The 20,343-nt window shown below is 44.8% G+C and carries 18 protein-coding genes, 1 tRNA gene and 1 riboswitch; of the genes, 10 read left to right on the forward strand and 9 right to left on the reverse strand.

The window, feature by feature from the left end:
- Positions 1-80: 80 nt before the first annotated feature.
- The 8 genes from nth to ACED28_RS09330 all read right to left on the reverse strand — a co-directional run bounded on the left by nth (position 81) and on the right by ACED28_RS09330 (position 8,299).
- On the reverse strand, positions 81-716 hold the full coding sequence (gene nth, locus ACED28_RS09295) for an endonuclease III (RefSeq protein WP_010437137.1): 636 nt from the start codon (positions 714-716) through the stop codon (positions 81-83).
- 206 nt (positions 717-922) lie between these two features.
- Entirely contained in the window at positions 923-1,615 is a 693-nt protein-coding gene (locus ACED28_RS09300) for an electron transport complex subunit E (protein ID WP_017088559.1), read from the reverse strand.
- Positions 1,615-2,244: an electron transport complex subunit RsxG gene (gene rsxG / locus ACED28_RS09305; RefSeq protein WP_048662060.1), complete on the reverse strand. Its 630-nt coding sequence runs from the start codon at positions 2,242-2,244 to the stop codon at positions 1,615-1,617. The genes ACED28_RS09300 and rsxG overlap by 1 nt, the downstream gene beginning before the upstream one ends.
- 12 nt (positions 2,245-2,256) lie before the next feature.
- Positions 2,257-3,303 carry an electron transport complex subunit RsxD gene (gene rsxD, locus ACED28_RS09310; protein WP_371709716.1) on the reverse strand — a complete coding sequence of 349 codons (1,047 nt, stop codon included), beginning with the start codon at positions 3,301-3,303 and terminating at the stop codon, positions 2,257-2,259.
- A complete protein-coding gene (rsxC, locus tag ACED28_RS09315) occupies positions 3,303-6,515 on the reverse strand; it encodes an electron transport complex subunit RsxC (RefSeq protein ID WP_371709718.1) in 3,213 nt (1,070 codons plus the stop codon). The genes rsxD and rsxC overlap by 1 nt, the downstream gene beginning before the upstream one ends.
- A gap of 7 nt (positions 6,516-6,522) precedes the next feature.
- Positions 6,523-7,116 (reverse strand): electron transport complex subunit RsxB, encoded by a 594-nt coding sequence (gene rsxB / locus ACED28_RS09320; RefSeq protein WP_017103577.1) that lies wholly within the window; start codon positions 7,114-7,116, stop codon positions 6,523-6,525.
- Between the two features lie 2 nt (positions 7,117-7,118).
- Positions 7,119-7,697 (reverse strand): electron transport complex subunit RsxA, encoded by a 579-nt coding sequence (gene rsxA / locus ACED28_RS09325; RefSeq protein ID WP_004734039.1) that lies wholly within the window; start codon positions 7,695-7,697, stop codon positions 7,119-7,121.
- 526 nt (positions 7,698-8,223) lie between these two features.
- A tRNA-Asn gene (locus tag ACED28_RS09330) sits at positions 8,224-8,299 on the reverse strand.
- Between the two features lie 509 nt (positions 8,300-8,808).
- On the opposite strand from ACED28_RS09330, the gene uvrB reads away from it, so the two are divergent.
- The 3 genes from uvrB (at position 8,809) to luxU (ending at position 12,899) form a co-directional block, all read left to right on the forward strand.
- Positions 8,809-10,839, forward strand: a complete 2,031-nt coding sequence (gene uvrB, locus ACED28_RS09335; RefSeq protein WP_371709719.1) for an excinuclease ABC subunit UvrB — start codon at positions 8,809-8,811, stop codon at positions 10,837-10,839.
- Positions 10,840-11,141: 302 nt separating this feature from the next.
- Entirely contained in the window at positions 11,142-12,530 is a 1,389-nt protein-coding gene (gene luxO / locus ACED28_RS09340) for a quorum-sensing sigma-54 dependent transcriptional regulator LuxO (protein WP_371709720.1), read from the forward strand.
- 24 nt (positions 12,531-12,554) lie between these two features.
- The gene (gene luxU / locus ACED28_RS09345) at positions 12,555-12,899 is read left to right on the forward strand and encodes a quorum-sensing phosphorelay protein LuxU (protein WP_009848644.1); all 345 of its coding nucleotides are present in this window, start codon (positions 12,555-12,557) and stop codon (positions 12,897-12,899) included.
- Between the two features lie 90 nt (positions 12,900-12,989).
- On the opposite strand, the gene ACED28_RS09350 is transcribed toward luxU, so the two are convergent.
- Positions 12,990-13,877 (reverse strand): YvcK family protein, encoded by an 888-nt coding sequence (locus ACED28_RS09350; protein WP_371694430.1) that lies wholly within the window; start codon positions 13,875-13,877, stop codon positions 12,990-12,992.
- 194 nt (positions 13,878-14,071) lie between these two features.
- Positions 14,072-14,224: riboswitch (molybdenum cofactor riboswitch) on the forward strand.
- Between ACED28_RS09350 and moaA the strand changes: the two genes are divergently transcribed.
- The 7 genes from moaA (at position 14,213) to oppB (ending at position 20,343) form a co-directional block, all read left to right on the forward strand.
- Positions 14,213-15,202 carry a GTP 3',8-cyclase MoaA gene (moaA, locus tag ACED28_RS09355; protein ID WP_009848642.1) on the forward strand — a complete coding sequence of 330 codons (990 nt, stop codon included), beginning with the start codon at positions 14,213-14,215 and terminating at the stop codon, positions 15,200-15,202. (Overlaps the previous riboswitch by 12 nt.)
- 90 nt (positions 15,203-15,292) lie before the next feature.
- Positions 15,293-15,805: a molybdenum cofactor biosynthesis protein B gene (gene moaB / locus ACED28_RS09360; protein ID WP_010437177.1), complete on the forward strand. Its 513-nt coding sequence runs from the start codon at positions 15,293-15,295 to the stop codon at positions 15,803-15,805.
- Positions 15,806-15,817: 12 nt separating this feature from the next.
- The gene (gene moaC, locus ACED28_RS09365; RefSeq protein WP_004734026.1) at positions 15,818-16,297 is read left to right on the forward strand and encodes a cyclic pyranopterin monophosphate synthase MoaC; all 480 of its coding nucleotides are present in this window, start codon (positions 15,818-15,820) and stop codon (positions 16,295-16,297) included.
- Positions 16,294-16,539: a molybdopterin synthase sulfur carrier subunit gene (gene moaD, locus ACED28_RS09370; RefSeq protein ID WP_009848640.1), complete on the forward strand. Its 246-nt coding sequence runs from the start codon at positions 16,294-16,296 to the stop codon at positions 16,537-16,539. The genes moaC and moaD overlap by 4 nt, the downstream gene beginning before the upstream one ends.
- 2 nt (positions 16,540-16,541) lie before the next feature.
- Complete coding sequence (gene moaE / locus ACED28_RS09375) at positions 16,542-17,015, forward strand: molybdopterin synthase catalytic subunit MoaE (RefSeq protein ID WP_009848639.1); 474 nt, start codon at positions 16,542-16,544, stop codon at positions 17,013-17,015.
- A 659-nt stretch (positions 17,016-17,674) separates the two neighbouring features.
- The gene (locus tag ACED28_RS09380) at positions 17,675-19,306 is read left to right on the forward strand and encodes an ABC transporter substrate-binding protein (RefSeq protein WP_371709721.1); all 1,632 of its coding nucleotides are present in this window, start codon (positions 17,675-17,677) and stop codon (positions 19,304-19,306) included.
- 116 nt (positions 19,307-19,422) lie between these two features.
- Positions 19,423-20,343 (forward strand): oligopeptide ABC transporter permease OppB, encoded by a 921-nt coding sequence (gene oppB, locus ACED28_RS09385; protein ID WP_371709722.1) that lies wholly within the window; start codon positions 19,423-19,425, stop codon positions 20,341-20,343.

The raw sequence follows: 20,343 nt of genomic DNA on the forward strand, positions 1-20,343 counted from the left end.
TAGCTTCTTAGCTTCTTAGCTTCTTAGCTTCTTAGCTTCTTAGCTTCTTAGCTTCTTAGCTTCATTCGCTTAGAGCTAGCCTAGACGTCGGTTTTTTCCTTGAACTCACATAGGTCTTCAATTATACAGCTGCCACAGCGCGGTTTACGCGCGACACAGGTGTAACGTCCATGAAGAATGAGCCAATGGTGGACATCCAGTTTGAATTCTTTTGGGATGACTTTGAGCAGCTTAGCTTCAACATCATCGACCGTTTTACCCATTGCTAACTTAGTGCGGTTTGATACACGATAGATGTGAGTATCAACGGCAATGGTTGGCCAACCGAATGCAGTATTTAACACTACGTTTGCTGTTTTGCGGCCTACACCTGGAAGGGCTTCTAACGCAGCACGATCTTCCGGTACTTCACCATTATGTAGGTCAAGCAGCATACGACACGTTTTGATGGTGTTTTCTGCTTTCGAATTAAATAGGCCGATGGTCTTGATGTACTCTTTTAGGCCGTCGACACCTAGGTCGAAAATAGCCTGTGGAGTATTCGCCACAGGGTACAGCTTATCAGTGGCTTTGTTGACGCTGACATCGGTTGCCTGCGCAGATAAGAGCACTGCGATCAGCAACTCGAAAGGGCTGTTCCAATTAAGCTCGGTTTCTGGCTTTGGATTGTTTTCTCTTAAACGCTCAAGTATTTCTACTCGTTTTACATTGTTCATAGCGACATTACTTTCAAATAGTTAGGGCTTGAGTTCCGGCGAAGTTCTTTCAAACTTACTCGTTTTAAAATAACAAGTTCCGCAATGGTTCAGGCTTTATCATCGGTTACGCGCTCTTATGAGCGTCATTATTATGTGTGCTTGGTCAATCTATTTACCTGCTGAGCGGTTGAGCTACTCAGCAGGGTTTAAGCTACTGTAACTTATCAGGCATTGGTAACGCGAGCGCGTTCAATAGCTGGTTTTTCTTGTTTTGGCTGTCTAGATTTAGCTTGGTTGTCGATGATGTTTTTCAAAGCAATCAAGAAACCAACACCAATGAAGGCACCGGGTGGTAGCAGGGCTAACAAGAAGCTGTTATCAAATTGGAATATCTGGATTCGTAACACCGAAGCCCAATCACCAAGGAGTAGGTCTGCGCCATCAAATAGAGTTCCGTTACCAATAACCTCGCGCATTGCACCCAATACAACCAGTACCGATGTCATGCCAAGACCCATCCAGAAACCATCTTGAGCAGCAGGTAAAACTTCGTTTTTAGACGCGAAAGCTTCCGCTCGGCCAATGATGATACAGTTGGTTACGATCAGCGGGATAAAGATACCCAAAGAGAGGTAAAGGCCATACGCGTAAGCGTTCATCAGAAGTTGAACACAGGTTACTAGTGAAGCAATGATCATCACGAATACTGGAATACGCACTTCTTTTGGCACATGGTTTCGAACCAAAGATACAGACACGTTCGAGCCGACTAGTACAAGCAAGGTAGCGATACCTAATCCAAGAGCGTTAGTCACAGTCGAAGAGACAGCCAACAGCGGACATAAGCCAAGGAGTTGTACTAGGGCAGGGTTATTGGCCCACATGCCATTTTTGATCAGTGTTTTATGGTCACTCATTATTCACCACCACAATTTAGAGGTTGAGCAAGCAATGCTTGGTTGTTTTGGTTAACGTATTGCACCGCTTGTTTGACTGACTTCACGACCGCTCTTGGTGTGATGGTTGCACCAGTAAACTGGTCAAAGTCACCACCGTCTTTACGAACCTTCCAACGGTCAAGATTAGAATCTGTCACTTGTTTGCCTGCAAACGAAAGAATCCAATCACTTACACGCAAATCAATCTTATCACCCAAACCTGGCGTTTCTTGGTGAGAAAGCACGCGAGTACCTAAAATAGTACCGTCGATCTTCATTCCAACAATCACTTTAATCGCGCCGTTGTAGCCGTCTGGGGCAATCGCCTCGATCGCAATCGCACTCGGCTCACCATTGAGTTTAGCAATGTAAGCCGGCATCGCTTGTTCAGTACCAAGCTCTTCTGCTTGAACCAAAGTACAAGACGAAAACAGCTCGTTGTCGTGCAGATCGTGTGGGATCACTTGGTTAAGCACAGACAGTAACTGAGCCTGTTCTTGTTGTTTGATCTGATCTTTGGTCAGGTAGTGAGTAACGGCCACCAAACCTGTCGAAGCGCAGGCAAAAATCGCAAGTACAAGACCGTTTTTCTTAATTGCATTTAGCATGGTATCCGCTCCTTAGTGGCCGTATGTACGAGGTTTGGTGTAGTAGTCAATCAGTGGAACACACATGTTGGCTAACAATACAGCAAACGCCACGCCATCAGGGAAGCCACCCCAACTGCGGATAATAAAGACTAACCCGCCAATCAGAGCGCCAAATACCAAGCGACCTTTCACTGTCGTCGAGGCGGAAACCGGATCGGTTGCAATGAAGAATGCACCAAGCATGGTTGCGCCAGACAATAGGTGAATGGTTGGCGAAGCGGTTTCACCTGGAGTTAAGATTAAGAATACCAGGCTAAACAGCGCAAGGCTGCCGATGAAAGCTACCGGAATATGCCATTGAATCACGCGTTGCTTGATAAGCACTAAGCCACCAATAAGGTAAGCAAGGTTTACCCATTCCCAACCCACGCCAGCTAACCAGCTAAATTGAGGTTGAGACAGAGCTTCAGAAGCGGTGTTACCTGCCGTTAGTGCGGTTTTGAAGGCATCGAGTGGCGTCGCCATAGTGGTGCCATCAATACCAAGACGCGCTTGTTGTAAAGACAAGCCTTCATTATTGAAACCAGTAAAGATCATCAAGAAGGAGTCAACAAAGCTCGTTGCTTCAGCCGTTAAGCTAGTAGGAGCATTCCAGCTAGTCATCTGAACTGGGAATGAGATCAGCAAAACAACGTAAGCGACCATCGCAGGGTTAAATGGGTTTTGCCCAAGGCCGCCATATAGGTGCTTCGCGATGATAATCGCGAAGAACATACCGATGACGAGAATCCACCATGGAGAGTGTGGGGGAATCGCGACACTGAGTAGCCAAGCGGTCACAATCGCACTGTAATCACGCAATGCCATCACTGGCGGACGTTTTCTTAGCAGCATTACAGCGGCTTCAAAGGTAACCGCAAGTGCAATAGCAAATACTAACTGGATGAGCGTACCCCATCCAAAGAAGTAGGTTTGAGCTAGTAGACCTGGCAATGCACAAATAGCGACCCATTTCATGAGATCGGGGGTGCTTCTACGATTGTGCGCGTGCGGTGAGCTGGCGATAAAGAAGGCCACTACTCTTTCTCCTCATTATTCTTTTTGTCTTGCTCTTGCTGCGCCTTTCTTGCTTTAGCACGAGCAATCGCTGCAGCAACCGCTGCTTTTTTAGGGTCGACTGGTTCTTGTTGAGTTTCAGCCTTTAATTCAACTACAGGTTCAACCACAGATTCAGGTGTTTCTGCTGATTCTTCCTGTTTCGCTTGTTGTGCCTTTCTTGCTTTAGCGCGAGCTATTGCAGCGGCAACAGCAGCTTTTTTAGGATCCACTGGTTCTGATTGAATTTCAGCTTCCACTTCTATTTCAGGAGCGATTGCTTCTGCTTCGACCTGCTTAGATTGCTGTACTTTCTTGGCTTTGGCGCGAGCAATAGCTGCAGCGACTGCATCTTTTTTGGCATCACCAGAGCTTTCAGCTGAAGCTTCGCTTTCTGTTTGAGTAGAAGATTCAGCTTGTTGTGCTTTCTTTGCTTTAGCGCGAGCAATGGCCGCAGCGACAGCATCTTTTTTAGCATCGCCAGAACTTTTAACCGGAGCTTCGCTTGCTGTTGGAGTAGAAGATTCCGCTTGTTGAGCCTTCTTGGCTTTAGCGCGAGCAATAGCCGCAGCGACAGCATCTTTCTTGGCATCGCCAGAACTTTCAGCCGGAGTCTCAGAAGTCGATTCTGCTTGTTGTGCTTTCTTGGCTTTAGCACGAGCGATAGCAGCAGCGACAGCGTTTTTCTTGGCATCACCAGAGCTTTCAGCTGGAGCTTCGCTTTCTGTTTGAGTAGCTGATTCCGCTTGTTGAGCTTTCTTCGCTTTAGCACGCGCGATAGCTGCAGCGACAGCATCTTTCTTGGCGTCGCCAGAGCTTTCAGCTGAAGCTTCAGACGCTAACTCCGCTTGTTGAGCTTTCTTGGCTTTAGCGCGAGCAATAGCTGCAGCGACAGCATCTTTCTTAGCATCGCCAGAACTTTTAACCGGAGCTTCGCTTGCTGTTGGAGTAGAAGATTCCGCTTGTTGAGCCTTCTTGGCTTTAGCGCGAGCAATAGCCGCAGCGACAGCATCTTTCTTGGCATCGCCAGAACTTTCAGCCGGAGTCTCAGAAGTCGATTCTGCTTGTTGTGCTTTCTTGGCTTTAGCACGAGCGATAGCAGCAGCGACAGCGTTTTTCTTGGCATCACCAGAGCTTTCAGCTGGAGCTTCGCTTTCTGTTTGAGTAGCTGATTCCGCTTGTTGAGCTTTCTTCGCTTTAGCACGCGCGATAGCTGCAGCGACAGCATCTTTCTTGGCGTCGCCAGAGCTTTCAGCTGAAGCTTCAGACGCTAACTCCGCTTGTTGAGCTTTCTTGGCTTTAGCGCGAGCAATAGCTGCAGCGACAGCATCTTTCTTAGTATCGCCAGAGCTTTCAGCTGAAGCTTCAGACGCTGATTCCGCTTGTTGAGCTTTCTTTGCTTTAGCGCGAGCAATAGCCGCAGCGACAGCATCTTTCTTAGTATCGCCAGAGTTCTCTGCTGGATTATCCGTTGCAGCTTGTTGTGCCTTACGTTCTCGAGCTTGTCGTTTACGTTCTTCACGCAGTTTCGACATTTCAGAATTGTCTGGTTCAGCGCTATCCGCTTTTTGAGCCGCAGCTTGTTTTGCTTTTGCCTTGGCAATCGCAGCCGCAACCGCAGGTTTCACCGCTGGTTCCGCATTAGGAGCTTGGTCTGCCGCGGCTTTTTGCGCTTTAACGCGAGCAATCGCAGCTGCAATCGCATCATCACCGTCGGCTGATTTCATGTCTTTACGACGGTTATCAGCGGCTTTTTTGAAGCGGTTTTCACGTTCTGCTTTGTCACGCTCCATACGAGCGTTTTTCTCTTCGAAACGAATCTTGGCGCGCTCTGCTGCAGCGGCTTCATCTTTTCGAGTTTTGATCTCAGCTTTTGCTTGGCGGTAGTACTGAACAAGAGGAATTTCACTTGGGCAGACAAATGCACAAGCACCGCATTCAATACAGTCTTTAATATTCAGTTCTTCACACTTATCCAACTCGTTGGCTTTCGCATGCCATTGCAGTTGTTGAGGAAGAAGTGATGCGGGGCAAGCCTCGGCACACGCGCTACAACGAATACATTCCATCTCGTAAGTGCTTGGAGAGATCTCACGACGCGTTGGCGCTAAAATACAGTTCGACGTTTTAGTGATTGGCACATTGGCATGTGGCAAGGTGAAGCCCATCATAGGGCCACCCAAAATCAAACGCGGCAGTTTTTTATCGGCTTTGTAGCCAAACTCTTCAAGTAACTCGTGTACTGGTGTACCTAATAGCGCCCAAACATTACGAGGTTGCTTAAAGGTTTTACCGGTTAATGTCACAACGCGGTTAACCACAGGTTCGCCGTCAATTACCGCTCGCTTAATCGAGTAAAGAGAGCCGACGTTCTGAACCAAAACACCAATGTCTGCAGGGATGCCGCCAGCCGGAACCTCTTTATTAGTAAGGGTCTTTATCAGCTGTTTCTCACCACCTGAAGGGTATTTAGTTGGGATAACACGAATGACGATATCTTTGTCTTTCGCTGCAATCTCAAGTGCTTTTATCGCGTCTGGTTTGTTGTCTTCAATGCCGATAACCGTCAGCTTTGGTTGAAGAATGTGTTCAACCACTTCGATGCCTTTTAATACTTCGTCGGCATGCTCTTGCAGCAACTTGTCATCAGAGGTGATGTAAGGTTCACATTCCGCAGCATTGACGATCAAAATGTCGGTACGACCTAAGCCTGATTGAAGTTTCTTAGCCGTAGGGAAGCCTGCGCCGCCCATGCCTGAAATACCAGCTTGGCGAATCACATCAAGCAGTTCGTCAGAAGTCTTTGTCGAGAAATCTTCAACTGGATTTTTTTCAATCCAAGCGTCTAAGCCATCAGGTTTAATAACCACGCACACGTCGCTCAAGCCAGAAGGGTGAGCGGTGGTTCGTGGTTCGATAGCGGTAATCACACCCGATGTTGGTGCATGTACTGGCAAAGTAAAACCAGTCTCTAAGGCCGTCAGTTGTTGACCTTTGAGTACGGCATCACCGACAGCAACCAATAAATTACCAGGCTTACCGATGTGCTGTTTCACTGGAAGAACGATTTCTTCTGGGAGCCTTGCATGCACGATATCAGTAGTATTCGACTGTTTCTTGTTTTCAGCAGGGTGCACACCGCCCGGGAAGTTCCAAATAGAGCCCGTGCGAATTTGTTCAATTAAAGAGATCATACTAACCCTATGCCTTAGGCTCTGACGCGGTCGCATCAGTTGCTTGGTTAGTGATATCAGTAACAGGAATGATGTTCATCTGCCATTTCCAATTTTCAGTCGTTGTTGCCACTGGAATCATTTCGATACAGTCAGTAGGGCACGGTGCGACACATAGATCACAACCTGTACATTCATCTTTGATTACTGTGTGAAGTGCCTTGGTGCCACCAACAATGGCATCAACAGGGCAGGCTTGAATACACTTGGTACAGCCGATACACATATCTTCATGAATGAAGGCAACGGTTTTTACTTTGTTATCTAAGTCATGAGCGGAGTCTTCAACTTCTACGCCCATTAAGTCTGCGAGCTTCTCAATGGTTGCTTGGCCGCCTGGAGGACACTTGTTGATCTTGTCTCCGTTCGCTATCGCCTCTGCGTATGGGCGACAACCTGGGTAGCCACACTGGCCACACTGAGTTTGCGGCAATATAGTGTCGATTTGATCAACGATCGGATCGGCTTCTACTTTAAAGCGGATAGAAGCAAAGCCTAAGATAGCGCCAAAAATTGCGGCTAAAACGGCGAGTGCAATGATTGCAATTAAAATGGTACTCATGCTTATTTCACCAACCCAGTAAAGCCCATAAATGCCAGAGACATTAGGCCAGCTGTGATCATCGCAATCGATGCGCCTTTAAATGGCATTGGAACATCAGCAACCGCAATACGTTCACGCATTGCAGCAAATAGGATCAATACAAGAGAGAAACCCACCGCTGCGCCAAAACCATAGATGATCGACTGAATGAAGTTGTGGTTTTCATTGATGTTCAGAAGTGCCACACCTAATACCGCACAGTTGGTGGTGATAAGAGGCAGAAAGATACCCAATAGGCGATAAAGGGTAGGGCTGGTTTTGTGAACGACCATTTCCGTAAATTGAACAACCACCGCAATAACCAAGATGAAACTCATGGTACGCAGGTATTCAATACCCAGAGGGGTAAGGATGTAGGTTTCTACTAGGTATGCAGATACCGACGCTAACGTTAGAACGAAAGTCGTCGCGAGGCCCATGCCAATTGCAGTCTCCAACTTCTTGGAGACTCCCATGAAAGGACATAGCCCTAAAAACTTCACTAGCACAAAGTTATTGACCAGCACTGTGCCAACCAACAACAAAAGGTATTCGGTCATAATGGATTAATTCTTGAGATTCCGATCCCGATATTATCCTGTTTTGCTCACCTAATAACAACCAAGGATCACTAGGGATTTAGACACTTGGTGAAAAAAACATCAGGTAATCGATTGATTACCAAAGCTGCAGTAAGTATAGACATAGATTTTGACGGTGTGAGCGTGCAGCGGTATATCACAATGATCTTTGTCTGATCATTTGAGTACTCAGTGATTTCACTTTTGTCTTCGGCCAAAAGGTCGAAATTGGTTGAAGTAAATAGCGAACTTTTGAGTCAATTGATTGTTGCTAACTCAAGGCTGTTGCTCGGTTGCTTAGAGGGCTTTTAGGAAAGTGAGTACGTTAAAACGCAAAAAGCCGCATCGAGTGATGCGGCTTCTTTAAATTTGGCCCCCTTGTCGAGACTTAAACGCGGGCGGGTAGCACGGTCCGACGATTCGGGTGTGATATTAACTTGGAACAAGTTAGTCGCAGTTATATACGAAAAAAGCCCAATCTTTCGATTGAGCTTTTTTCTGAATTTGGCTCCCCTTGCAAGACTTGAACTTGCGACATACGGATTAACAGTCCGCCGTTCTACCAACTGAACTAAAGGGGAATTGCTTGTTAGCGACGCGAATTCTAATAAGACTCCTATTTTCTGTCAATAAAAAATAACAGAAAAAAATAAGATAAAAAACTTTACTTTCTTGAACGCCTTATCAGATTTAGCTTTGCTTTAGTTATCCACCAAAATTGTGGATAAGTATGTGCGTGAAACTTTAACAACAATAATTGGGATAAATCTGAAAATGTTAAAATCTGCGGTAACGTGATGTATTTAAAAGTTTTATATCGAAACATTACGATTGTATAACTTTTTAAGATTATAAAATAAACAGTAAAACAAGTGCTATTTTAAGATTTTTTGGGGAAAAGTAGTGGATTAAAAATCGAGTAATTTAGCTGAAGAGATCTTGCAGGGGCACGGATAATACCAAGTTCCAAAAATAAAAGCTATAACTGATATCTAATCTTAAGATGCATTTCTCTAGATAATAGTTGCAACGACACTCCTCCTAGAGTGACAATGACCTGATTAAATAAACAGTATGGAAATGGCGACCTATGAGTAAACTCTTTGACTTGGTATCGGACTACAGTCCGTCCGGTGACCAGCCGACGGCAATTACCAAATTATTAGATGGACTAGATTCTGGTTTGGCGCATCAAACTCTATTAGGGGTAACGGGCTCTGGTAAAACCTTTACCCTGGCTAACGTCATTTCCCAATCACAAAGACCTGCCATTCTGTTAGCACCGAATAAGACGTTGGCTGCTCAACTTTATGGTGAGATGAAATCCTTCTTTCCAAATAATGCCGTTGAGTACTTCGTATCTTACTACGATTACTACCAGCCTGAAGCGTATGTACCAACCACGGATACGTTCATTGAGAAAGATGCGTCGGTGAATGCTCATATCGAGCAGATGAGACTTTCGGCGACCAAGGCCTTATTAGAGCGAAAAGACGCCATCATTGTGGCTTCTGTATCGGCTATCTATGGTCTTGGTGATCCTAAATCGTATTTGAAAATGATGCTTCACTTGAGTCGTGGTGAGGTCATGGATCAGCGTGATATTTTGCGCCGTTTGGCGGAGCTACAATATTCAAGAAACGACGTCGCATTTGAACGAGGTCAATTTCGCGTGCGTGGTGAAGTGATTGATATCTTCCCGGCTGAATCTGACCAAGATGCCGTGCGAATTGAAATGTTCGATGATGAAGTGGATTGCATCAGTATCTTTGACCCACTAACTGGTGCGGTTAAGCAAAGAGACCTGCCTCGCTTTACGGTTTATCCAAAAACGCACTATGTCACTCCACGAGAGAAAATCCTTGAAGCGATTGAGAAGATTAAGGATGAGTTGCGAGATAGAGCTCAATATTTAAAAGACAATAATAAGCTTCTAGAAGAACAGCGTATCTCTCAAAGAACTCAGTTTGATATCGAGATGATGACCGAGCTGGGCTTCTGTTCTGGTATCGAAAACTATTCACGATACTTGAGTGGCCGTGCTGAAGGGGAAGCGCCTCCGACGTTATTTGATTACTTGCCTGATGATGGTCTGTTGATTATCGATGAGTCACACGTGACCGTGCCGCAAATTGGCGCCATGTATAAAGGTGACCGTTCGCGTAAGGAAACTCTAGTTGAGTTTGGTTTCCGTCTGCCTTCGGCATTGGATAACCGTCCAATGAAGTTTGAAGAATTTGAGTCTATAGCCCCGCAAACGATTTTTGTGTCGGCCACGCCAGGCAATTACGAAATCGAGAAATCAGATGGTGAGATTGCTGATCAAGTGGTGCGTCCTACTGGTTTGTTAGACCCAATTATCGAAGTAAGGCCTGTCGCGACTCAGGTTGATGACCTATTGTCTGAAATCAGAATACGTTCAGTGAAAGAAGAGCGTGTACTTGTCACGACGCTAACTAAGCGAATGGCAGAGGACTTAACTGAATACCTGAGTGAGCATGGCGTTAAAGTTCGTTACTTGCACTCTGATATCGATACCGTTGAACGCGTAGAAATTATCAGAGACCTACGTTTGGGCGAGTTTGACGTGTTAGTGGGCATTAACTTACTTCGAGAAGGTTTGGATATGCCGGAAGTATCGCTGGTGGCGATTCTTGATGCTGATAAAGAGGGCTTCTTACGTTCTGAGCGTTCTTTGATACAGACCATTGGCCGTGCAGCTCGTAATTTGGAAGGTCGAGCAATTCTATATGGTGACTCGATTACTAAGTCAATGAGAAAGGCGATTGATGAAACCGACCGCCGTAGAGAGAAACAGCAGGCCTATAACGAAGAGCAAGGTATTACGCCGCAAGCGCTTAAACGTAATATCAAAGACATTATGGAGTTGGGTGATCTAACCAAGTCGAAGCAGCAGCGCCAATCGAAGCAAGTTCCTCTATCTAAGGTGGCAGAGCCTTCTGAAAGTTATGCCGTACTTACACCGCAACAGCTTGATAAAGAGATCAGCAAGCTAGAAGCTGCGATGTATCAGCATGCTCAGAATTTGGAATTTGAATTGGCGGCACAGAAGCGCGATGAAATTGAACAATTGAGAAAGCAGTTTATTTCTAATAGCTAACTTTACTTCTAACTTAAGGCGTTTATATCCATAACATAAGAATTGAGAGTGCTTCAGGCAAAAAAACAGCCAGTAGGAAACGTTCTACTGGCTTACGTCTGTGGACACAAAGTCCACTAACAACGTCAGTTGGCTAGGTGACCCGAAGGTCAGTTAGATAACTGCATCGTTCGTGCCACATAGATAACACATTGATTGTTTGAAGCAAGCAAACGAACACAGTATAAATAGTGTGGTTAATTTGCATAATGCAAAGCGGAATGCGATTATAATAAGAAATGCAAATTATAAATGGCTAGGATATGCAATCAAAAACGTTAGATAACAAATCGAAGTATTTGTTAATGGTAGAAGATACCGCGTCGGTAGCAGCGTTATATCGATCGTATCTTACACCGCTCGAAATTGATATTAACATTGTTGGTACTGGCCGCGATGCAATCGAGAGTTTGAACCATCGAATCCCAGACCTCATTTTATTAGATCTACGCCTGCCCGATATGACGGGTATGGATGTACTGTTTGCTGTAAAACAAAAATATCCGGAAGTTCCCGTTATCTTCATGACTGCTCACGGCTCTATTGATACCGCAGTAGAAGCCATGCGACATGGCTCCCAAGATTTCCTTATCAAGCCGTGTGAAGCCGACCGACTTCGTATTACGGTGAACAACGCGATCCGCAAAGCCACTAAACTTAAAAATAGCTCGGAACATCCAGGAAATCAGAACTATCAAGGCTTTATTGGCAGTAGTCAAACCATGCAGCAGGTTTACCGAACGATCGATTCTGCCGCATCGAGCAAAGCCAGTATTTTCATCACAGGTGAAAGTGGTACCGGTAAAGAGGTATGTGCTGAAGCCATTCACGCTGCGAGTAAGCGTGGCGATAAGCCATTTATCGCGATCAACTGTGCAGCGATTCCTAAAGATTTGATTGAGAGTGAACTGTTTGGTCACGTTAAAGGAGCCTTTACCGGGGCAGCAACGGATCGACAAGGCGCGGCTGAACTTGCAGATGGTGGAACCCTGTTCCTCGATGAATTGTGCGAAATGGACTTAGAGCTGCAAACTAAGCTACTCCGCTTCATTCAAACTGGTACCTTTCAAAAAGTCGGCTCTTCGAAGATGAAGAGTGTGGATGTTCGTTTCGTATGTGCAACGAACCGCGACCCTTGGAAAGAAGTTCAAGAAGGTCGCTTTAGAGAAGATTTGTACTACCGTTTATATGTGATTCCATTGCATTTGCCGCCATTGCGTGAGCGTGGTGACGATGTCATCGAAATTGCATATTCATTGCTGGGTTATATGTCTGTCGAAGAAGGCAAGGCGTTCGTACGTTTTGCTGAAGAAGTACTCGATCGCTTTAATCAATATGAGTGGCCGGGGAACGTTCGTCAGTTACAAAATGTGTTGCGAAATGTAGTGGTACTGAATAATGGTAAAGAGATTACTCTCAATATGCTTCCACCGCCATTGAACCAACCAATTGAAAACAGTCTCCGTTTAAAAGAGAAGCAGAACGAAGACATCACGGTAAAAGATATTTTCCCATTGTGGATCACTGAGAAAACGGCTATCGAACAGGCCATCAAAGCGTGTGACGGTAACGTTCCTCGTGCGGCAGGTTTCTTGGATGTCAGTCCATCGACGATATACCGAAAATTGCAAACATGGAATGCGAAGCAGTAATCACCAAATAATAAGAAAAGAGCAATGATGATAATATTAAATCAGCAAAAAGTTGATGAGCTTGCCGGTGAAATAGGGCAAGAGAATGTCCCAGTGTTACTGGAAATATTTTTAGGTGAACTGAAGGGATACTACGAACATTTAGAGCTAAATAAAGAGTCAGACACATCTAAGTATTTAGCGGATATTAGCCATGCACTTAAGAGTAGTGCTGCGAGCTTTGGAGCGGACTCTTTGTGTAGTTTTGCGATTAGCCTAGATGCAAAAGTGAAACAAGCGCTGCCAATGACAGAGGTCGACTTTCAAGGTATGCAGGATATTTTGTTATCCACCTACCAAGAGTACCAGCAGTTAATGACAGAGCTTTAACGCTCTAAAGTGGTCTGTCATCAATGAATTTAAAAAGGAGCATCGTGCTCCTTTTTGTTTTTGTTTGGTAAATAGATTCAGAAAACTGACTTAAACCAACTGATCCCTAATTGCTTGTTGGAGTTTTACGCGGTCGTGTCTCCAATCTCTATTTGGAGAGGCAAGGTCAGTAGTCACGCAATTCCATAGCCCTTCAAGTTCCGGATGGGGCGCGTTACCCAAAACAATGTCGATCTTTCTTGTCTTGCAGGTACGTTCACACCACTCCAATTGCTCTTGTAGCGTCATTTTCCCTGCAGGTCCATGCTCTGGCGACAGGTTTTCAACGAAGATCACCTTGGCTTTAGTATTACCTGCGATCGCTTTACCAATCTCTGGCAGTAGAAGGGGCGGCATAACACTGGTTAGAAAACTTCCCGGACCAAGCACGATACAGTCTGCTTGTTCGACCGCTGCAACGGCTTCTCTGGTCGCAGGCACTTCTGGAGACAAGTCCATCATGCGCAGTTTTTCTGTCATGTCATCAACGTTGGTTTCGCCGGTTACCCAACGGCCGTCCATTGATAAAGCGGTGAGATCGGAAGGGTGTTCCGTCATTGGTACAATATTTACATCGACTTTAAGCATGTTACGAATCAGGTTGATTGCTTCCAATGGGCGAACAGAAAGGTTGTCTAGCGCAGTAAGCATCAGGTTTCCGAGGTTGTGACCATCGAGTTCACCTTGACCGCGAAAGCGGTATTCGAACATCATCGAACTGATCGAAGGCTCGGTGATTAGCTGGTTGATACAGTTACGAGTATCACCCCAAGCGATGCCACCTTGGCAATCTCGAATACGCCCGGTTGATCCACCGTTATCTGTGGTTGCAACAATGCCTGTCGCATTGCTACCAAAGTCTTTTAATGCCGCAAGCATACGACCTAAGCCGTGACCACCACCAATTGCGACCACTTTTTTTGAAGAGTAAATATTCATTTTTTGTTCTTGTTAGATTATTACCAACTATAATTTAGGTTAAATGCTTCTCGTCAGATACTCAACAAGAGTTATTTTGAGGGTTTGATACGTTTTTTTTGCCGATGTGACTCGTTTTTTGTCATCAAAGCTAGATTCACGTACAAATATTAAGTATTTTATTACTCAGCTACTGCGCGTGTGAATATAAAGCGCAGTTGCCATAACTCCGAGCTCTCGCATGCTAAGTCGCACAGTGGTATTTGCTGTACCGATACGCATCAAGAGCCAGTGACATGTTGTCACAAGGGCTTAATTGGAAATGATTATGCCTCCCGTGTTTGGAAAGGTGTTCCGTGGCGCAACAATTCGAAGATAGATTCCATCGCAAGTTTTATTACTTGCGCTTGTCGGTTACAGACGTCTGTAACTTTAAATGTACTTACTGCTTGCCAGATGGTTATAAACCGTCAGGGCAAAAAAACTCGTCTTTTTTAAGTGTTCCTGAGATCAAACGCGTTGTTAAAGCGTTTGCTGATTGTGGTACCTCAAAGATCCGCATTACTGGCGGAGAGCCGAGTCTGCGTAAAGACTTTCCTGAAATCATACATACCGTTGCTTCTACTCCAGGCATCGAAAAAGTAGCCACCACAACGAATGGCTACCGCATGGAGAAACAAGTAGGGCAATGGCGTGATGCTGGTTTAACCCATATAAACGTGAGCGTGGATAGCTTAGATTCGCGCATGTTCCATCAGATCACTGGTGAGAACAAGTTTACTGAGGTTATGCGAGGTATTGATAAAGCGTTTGAGGTTGGCTTTGAACAAGTCAAAGTCAACGTCGTATTGATGAAAGACCTCAATAGTCAGGAATTACCAGCCTTCCTTAATTGGATCAAAGACAAACCTATTCAATTACGTTTTATCGAGCTGATGAAAACTGGCGAGATGGACGAGTTGTTCGATAAACACCATGTGTCTGGCGTTGCGATCCGCAACCAGCTTATTGCTAATGGTTGGCTGTTAAAAGTCAAAGCCGTTAATGATGGCCCCGCGCAAGTGTTTGTCCACCCAGACTACAAGGGTGAAATCGGTTTGATCATGCCTTACGAGAAAGACTTTTGTGAGAGTTGTAACCGACTGCGTGTTTCTGCGACCGGTAAACTTCACTTATGTCTGTTTGGCGACCATGGTGTTGAACTGAGAGATCTAATTCAAGAAGATCAACAAGAGCAAGAGCTCATTGATCGAATTCAGGCTCAGCTTCAAACCAAGTCCGTTAGCCACTTCTTACACGATGGCAACAGCGGCATGACTCCAAACTTGGCGTCAATCGGCGGTTAACCCGCTATATACTCTAAAGCATTTTATCGCTCAGCTTCTTTAAGCCGGGCGAATAAGTCTAATCATCGAAAAATTTATATAGGTGAACAAATGGGTCACGCAGAAAGCAAATTTCAAGCAGCGAACATTGCAGTATTAACGGTTTCAGATACTCGTACAGAAGAAAATGACACGTCAGGTGGTTACCTAGCTGAGCATGCTAAAGAAGCGGGTCACAACGTGGTTGATAAGCAAATTGTTATCGATGACATGTACAAGATCCGTGCGATCGTATCTCAGTGGATTGCTGATGACAGCGTCCAAGCGATCATGATCACTGGTGGTACGGGTTTTACTTCTCGTGACAGCACCCCAGAAGCACTTAAGCCACTGTTCGACAAAGAAGTAGAAGGCTTTGGTGAGCTATTCCGCCAAGTGTCTTACGAAGAGATTGGTACTTCGACGATTCAATCGCGTGCAATCGCGGGTTTTGCTAACCACACGGTTATCTTTGCGATGCCAGGTTCTACAGGTGCGTGCCGTACAGGTTGGACTAAGATCATCAAACAACAGATGGATGCTAGCCACCGTCCTTGTAACTTCATGCCACATCTTTCTGTATAAGGTGGTTTGAGCATGAGCCAATTTACCCACATTAACGCGTCTGGCGAAGCGAACATGGTCGATGTATCGGCTAAAGCGGAAACTGTACGCGAAGCGAGAGCGGAAGCTTTCGTTCAAATGTCAGCTGAAACGCTAGAACTGATTGTTTCTGGTAGCCACCATAAGGGTGATGTTTTTGCGACGGCACGTATTGCTGGCATCCAAGCGGCTAAGAAAACGTGGGACTTGATTCCACTGTGTCACCCTCTACTACTAACTAAAGTCGAAGTGCAGCTAGAAGCTATCGAGTCTGAAAACAAGGTTCGCATTGAATCTGTTTGTAAACTTGCGGGTAAGACGGGCGTTGAGATGGAAGCGCTTACGGCTGCTTCTGTTGCTGCGCTAACGATTTACGATATGTGTAAAGCCGTTCAAAAAGACATTGTTATCGAAAATGTACGCCTGTTAGAGAAGACGGGTGGTAAATCTGGTCACTTCAAGGTGGAATCATGATTACTGTACTGTTCTTTGCTCAAACTCGTGAACTTGTCGGTGTCGATAGCCTAGAAGTCGATGCACAATTCAATACTATTGAAGCGATTCGCAGCCACCTTGTAACACAAGAAGGCAAATGGGATATCGCATTGGAGGAGGGCAAACTTCTGGCTGCGCTTAACCAATCAATCGTACCTTTGACAACTGAAGTGAAAGACGGCGATGAAGTGGCTTTCTTCCCACCTGTTACTGGAGGTTAGCCATGAACGACTCTCGAGTTATTGATCCAAGAGTACTAGTTACGGCAGAAGATTTTTCTGTGGGTGACGAATACGATTATCTAGCTCAAGGCACAGCTGCAGGAGCGGTAGTGACGTTTGTTGGTAAAGTTCGCGACATGAACCTTGGCGACAACGTGATTGGTTTGTCTCTAGAGCACTATCCGGGTATGACAGAGAAGTCGCTGAGCGAGATCTGTGATCAAGCTGAAGCGCGCTGGCCTATTCAGAAGATGCGAGTGATTCACCGTGTTGGTGACCTAGATATCGGTGACCAGATTGTTTACGTTGGTGTATCCAGTGCGCACCGAGGGGCTGCCTTCGAAGCGTGCGAGTTTGTTATGGACTTCCTCAAAACCAAAGCGCCGTTTTGGAAAAAAGAACGTACCACTGAAACAACTCGCTGGGTTGATTCTCGCGATTCTGATACCAAAGCTGCAGAGCGCTGGAAAAAGTAAATTATCCCACATAATGTTTCGTCCTTAACGTGATAACGCATTTCAGGTTAGGACTTAGGTAATAAAGCCGACGTTGAACGTCGGTTTTTTTGTGCGTGCAACAAAGTCATTTATAAAAAATAGGGTGTTTATTAAATGATTAATCATTCGAGTTGCATATAAATTCTTTGGCTTATTTTTTCTGTACTGGTGCAGCTCTGCATCTGTTTTGGTGCAGTGCATTATGCTGTTTTGTATAAAGTGATAACCCTCACAAATAGTACAGTCTATTTAGGGGATATGTGATGTGCACTTAGATTTAATGTGGCATTAATGTTAACTTATCAAAGGTGTTCTAGCATAAGATGCTAAAAAAAGTATCAACACAGATACATCAACACTAAAGGCTGTTATTTAATAAATCCCTATGTGTAACTCACTATTCATTAGGATTTTATTAGATATTTACACTGATACCTTGAGTATTTCGGAGAATTATCCGATTTTTTGCGACTTGTTTATGGCAAATTACTTCAATGGTTGATAGTGTGTGCCTCAATCTTTGTAAGGTTTTAGATTTTTATGCTTATATTTTAAGCTAAATAAATCTAAATCACTGCCGTTCAGTGAACTTAGCAAAGAAGTCATGGATGCAATACGAAAAACTTGGAGTTTATTAAATGTACAAGAATAAAATCACTCAGGCCCTTCTTCTAGGTGCTGGTTTGGCAGTGGCTGCCACTTCTACTCTTTCTATCGCTGCTGAAGTTCCAGCAGGTACAGAACTAGCAAAAGTTCAGGAACTTGTTCGCGGTAACGGTACTGAAGTTGCGACTATCGACCCACACAAATCTCAAGGTGTACCAGAATCTCACGTAATTCGTGATCTTCTAGAAGGTCTAGTGAACCAAGATGGCGAAGGTAATACAATCCCAGGTGTAGCCGAAAGCTGGGAAACGACGGACAACAAAACATTCACTTTCCACCTACGTAAAGATGCAAAATGGTCTAACGGCGATCCTGTAACAGCTGAAGATTTCGTTTACAGCTGGCAACGTGCAGTCGATCCTGCCACTGCTTCTCCATATGCTTGGTACATGGAATATACCAAGATGGTGAACGCGAAAGACATCGTAGCGGGTAAGAAAGACAAGAGTGAGCTAGGTGTTAAAGCTGTAGATGCAAACACGTTTGTTGTTGAACTAGATACAGCGGTACCATATTTCGTAATGATGATGGGCCACACAACAGTTAAGCCAGTACATAAAGCAACTGTTGAAAAGTACGGTGACCAATGGACTAAGCCAGATCACTTTGTTGGTAATGGTGCATTTGCTGTTGATAAATGGGTTGTTAACGAACGCCTAGTACTTAAGCGTAACGACCAATACTGGAACAATGATAAGACTGTTCTAAACAAAGTCACGTTCCTGCCAATCGAAAACCAAGTAGCGGAAATGAACCGTTTCCTATCTGGTGAAATCGATTTTACAGATGATCTGCCAATTGAGCATTTCAAGCGTATGAAAAAAGAACATCCAGAAGATCTATCCGTTGTGGGTAACCTTTGTAGCTACTACTACTCATTTAACACTAAGAAAAAGCCTTTCGATGATGTTCGTGTACGTAAGGCTATTTCTTATGCGATTGATCGTGACATAGTCGCTGGTGCAATCATGGGGCAAGGACAGAAACCTGCGTATTTCCTCACGCCGGAAATTACTGCTGGGTTCGAACCTGAGCTTCCTCAATACGGCAAGATGTCTCAAAAAGAACGTAATGCTGAAGCGGCGCGCCTTCTTGAAGAAGCGGGTTTCGGAAAAGACAATCCTCTTGAGTTCTCCCTCTTATATAACACTGATGAGAATCACAAGAAAGTTGCTGTAGCACTAGGTTCTATGTGGAAGAAGACACTGGGTCTTAAGGTTACACTTGAAAATCAAGAATGGAAAACTTACCTATCTTCTAAAGATACTGGCAACTTTGAAGTAGCTCGTGCAGGTTGGTGTGGTGACTACAATGAAGCGTCTACATTTTTGACCTTGATGGTAAGTGCTAATACGACAGGCGGCCAACATTGGGGAAATCGTGATTATGACACTTTGATAGACAAGGCTATTAACTCCACTTCAGAACAAGAACGTAACGAACTGTATTTAGAAGCAGAGAAGCTAATGGCGAACGATATGCCTATTGCTCCTATCTATCAGTACGTTAAAACGCGTTTACTTAACCCACATGTAGGTGGCTTCCCAACTAATAATGCGGAAGATAAAATCTACTCAAAAGATCTCTACATCAAAGCTGAATAATAAGAGCTTAGATTCTAAAAAGTTAATATAACTATAACGATACAGACACTACATGCGCAGGGCGCGCATGTAGCGTCTTTCTAATTTTAATTGTCACAGACTGAAAGAGTGAGTTTATGCTTAAATTCATTATGAAAAGGATATTTGAAGCGATTCCAACCATGTTGGTGTTGATCACTATATCTTTCTTTCTTATGCGTTTCGCACCGGGTAACCCGTTTTCAAGCGAGCGTCCATTACCGCCAGAAGTTATGGCTAACATCGAAGCTAAATATGGCTTAGATAAACCTGTATTTGAACAGTACACCACGTACTTGACCAACATCCTTCAGGGTGATTTTGGTCCATCTTTCAAATATCAAGATTACACAGTAAATGAGCTGATCGCTGTAGCACTTCCAGTATCTGCGAAGGTAGGCTTCGTTGCCTTTATCTTTACGCTAATTATGGGGGTCACCGTCGGTACTATAGCCGCGTTGAAGCACAATACCTGGATCGACTACACCATAATGTCGACCGCCATGCTCGGGGTGGTGCTGCCATCCTTCGTGTTGGCACCAGCGCTTATCTACCTATTCTCTCTACACTGGCATATATTCCCAGCAGGTGGTTGGCACGGGGGTACGTACATGTACATCGTCCTACCCGTTATCGCGATGTCTCTTCTATACGTAGCAACCTTTGCTCGTATCACTCGCGGTAGCATGATCGAAACCCTAAACAGTAACTTTATCCGTACCGCTCGTGCTAAAGGCCTAAGTTACCGTTATATCGTTCTTAAACATGCGCTTAAGCCAGCAATGCTACCTGTTGTTTCATACATGGGGCCTGCGTTCGTAGGTATCATCACAGGTTCAGTTGTTGTTGAAACCATCTTCGGCCTACCGGGTATCGGTAAGCTGTTTGTTAACGCCGCGTTTAACCGTGATTATTCGTTAGTAATGGGTGTAACCATTTTGATTGGTTTCCTATTCATCTTGTTCAACGCAATCGTTGATATTTTACTAGCGCTTATTGACCCGAAAATTCGCTACTAG

Origin of the sequence: Vibrio sp. 1F253, from assembly GCF_041439295.1 — a bacterium.
Classification (GTDB): Bacteria; Pseudomonadota; Gammaproteobacteria; order Enterobacterales; family Vibrionaceae; genus Vibrio; species Vibrio tasmaniensis_A.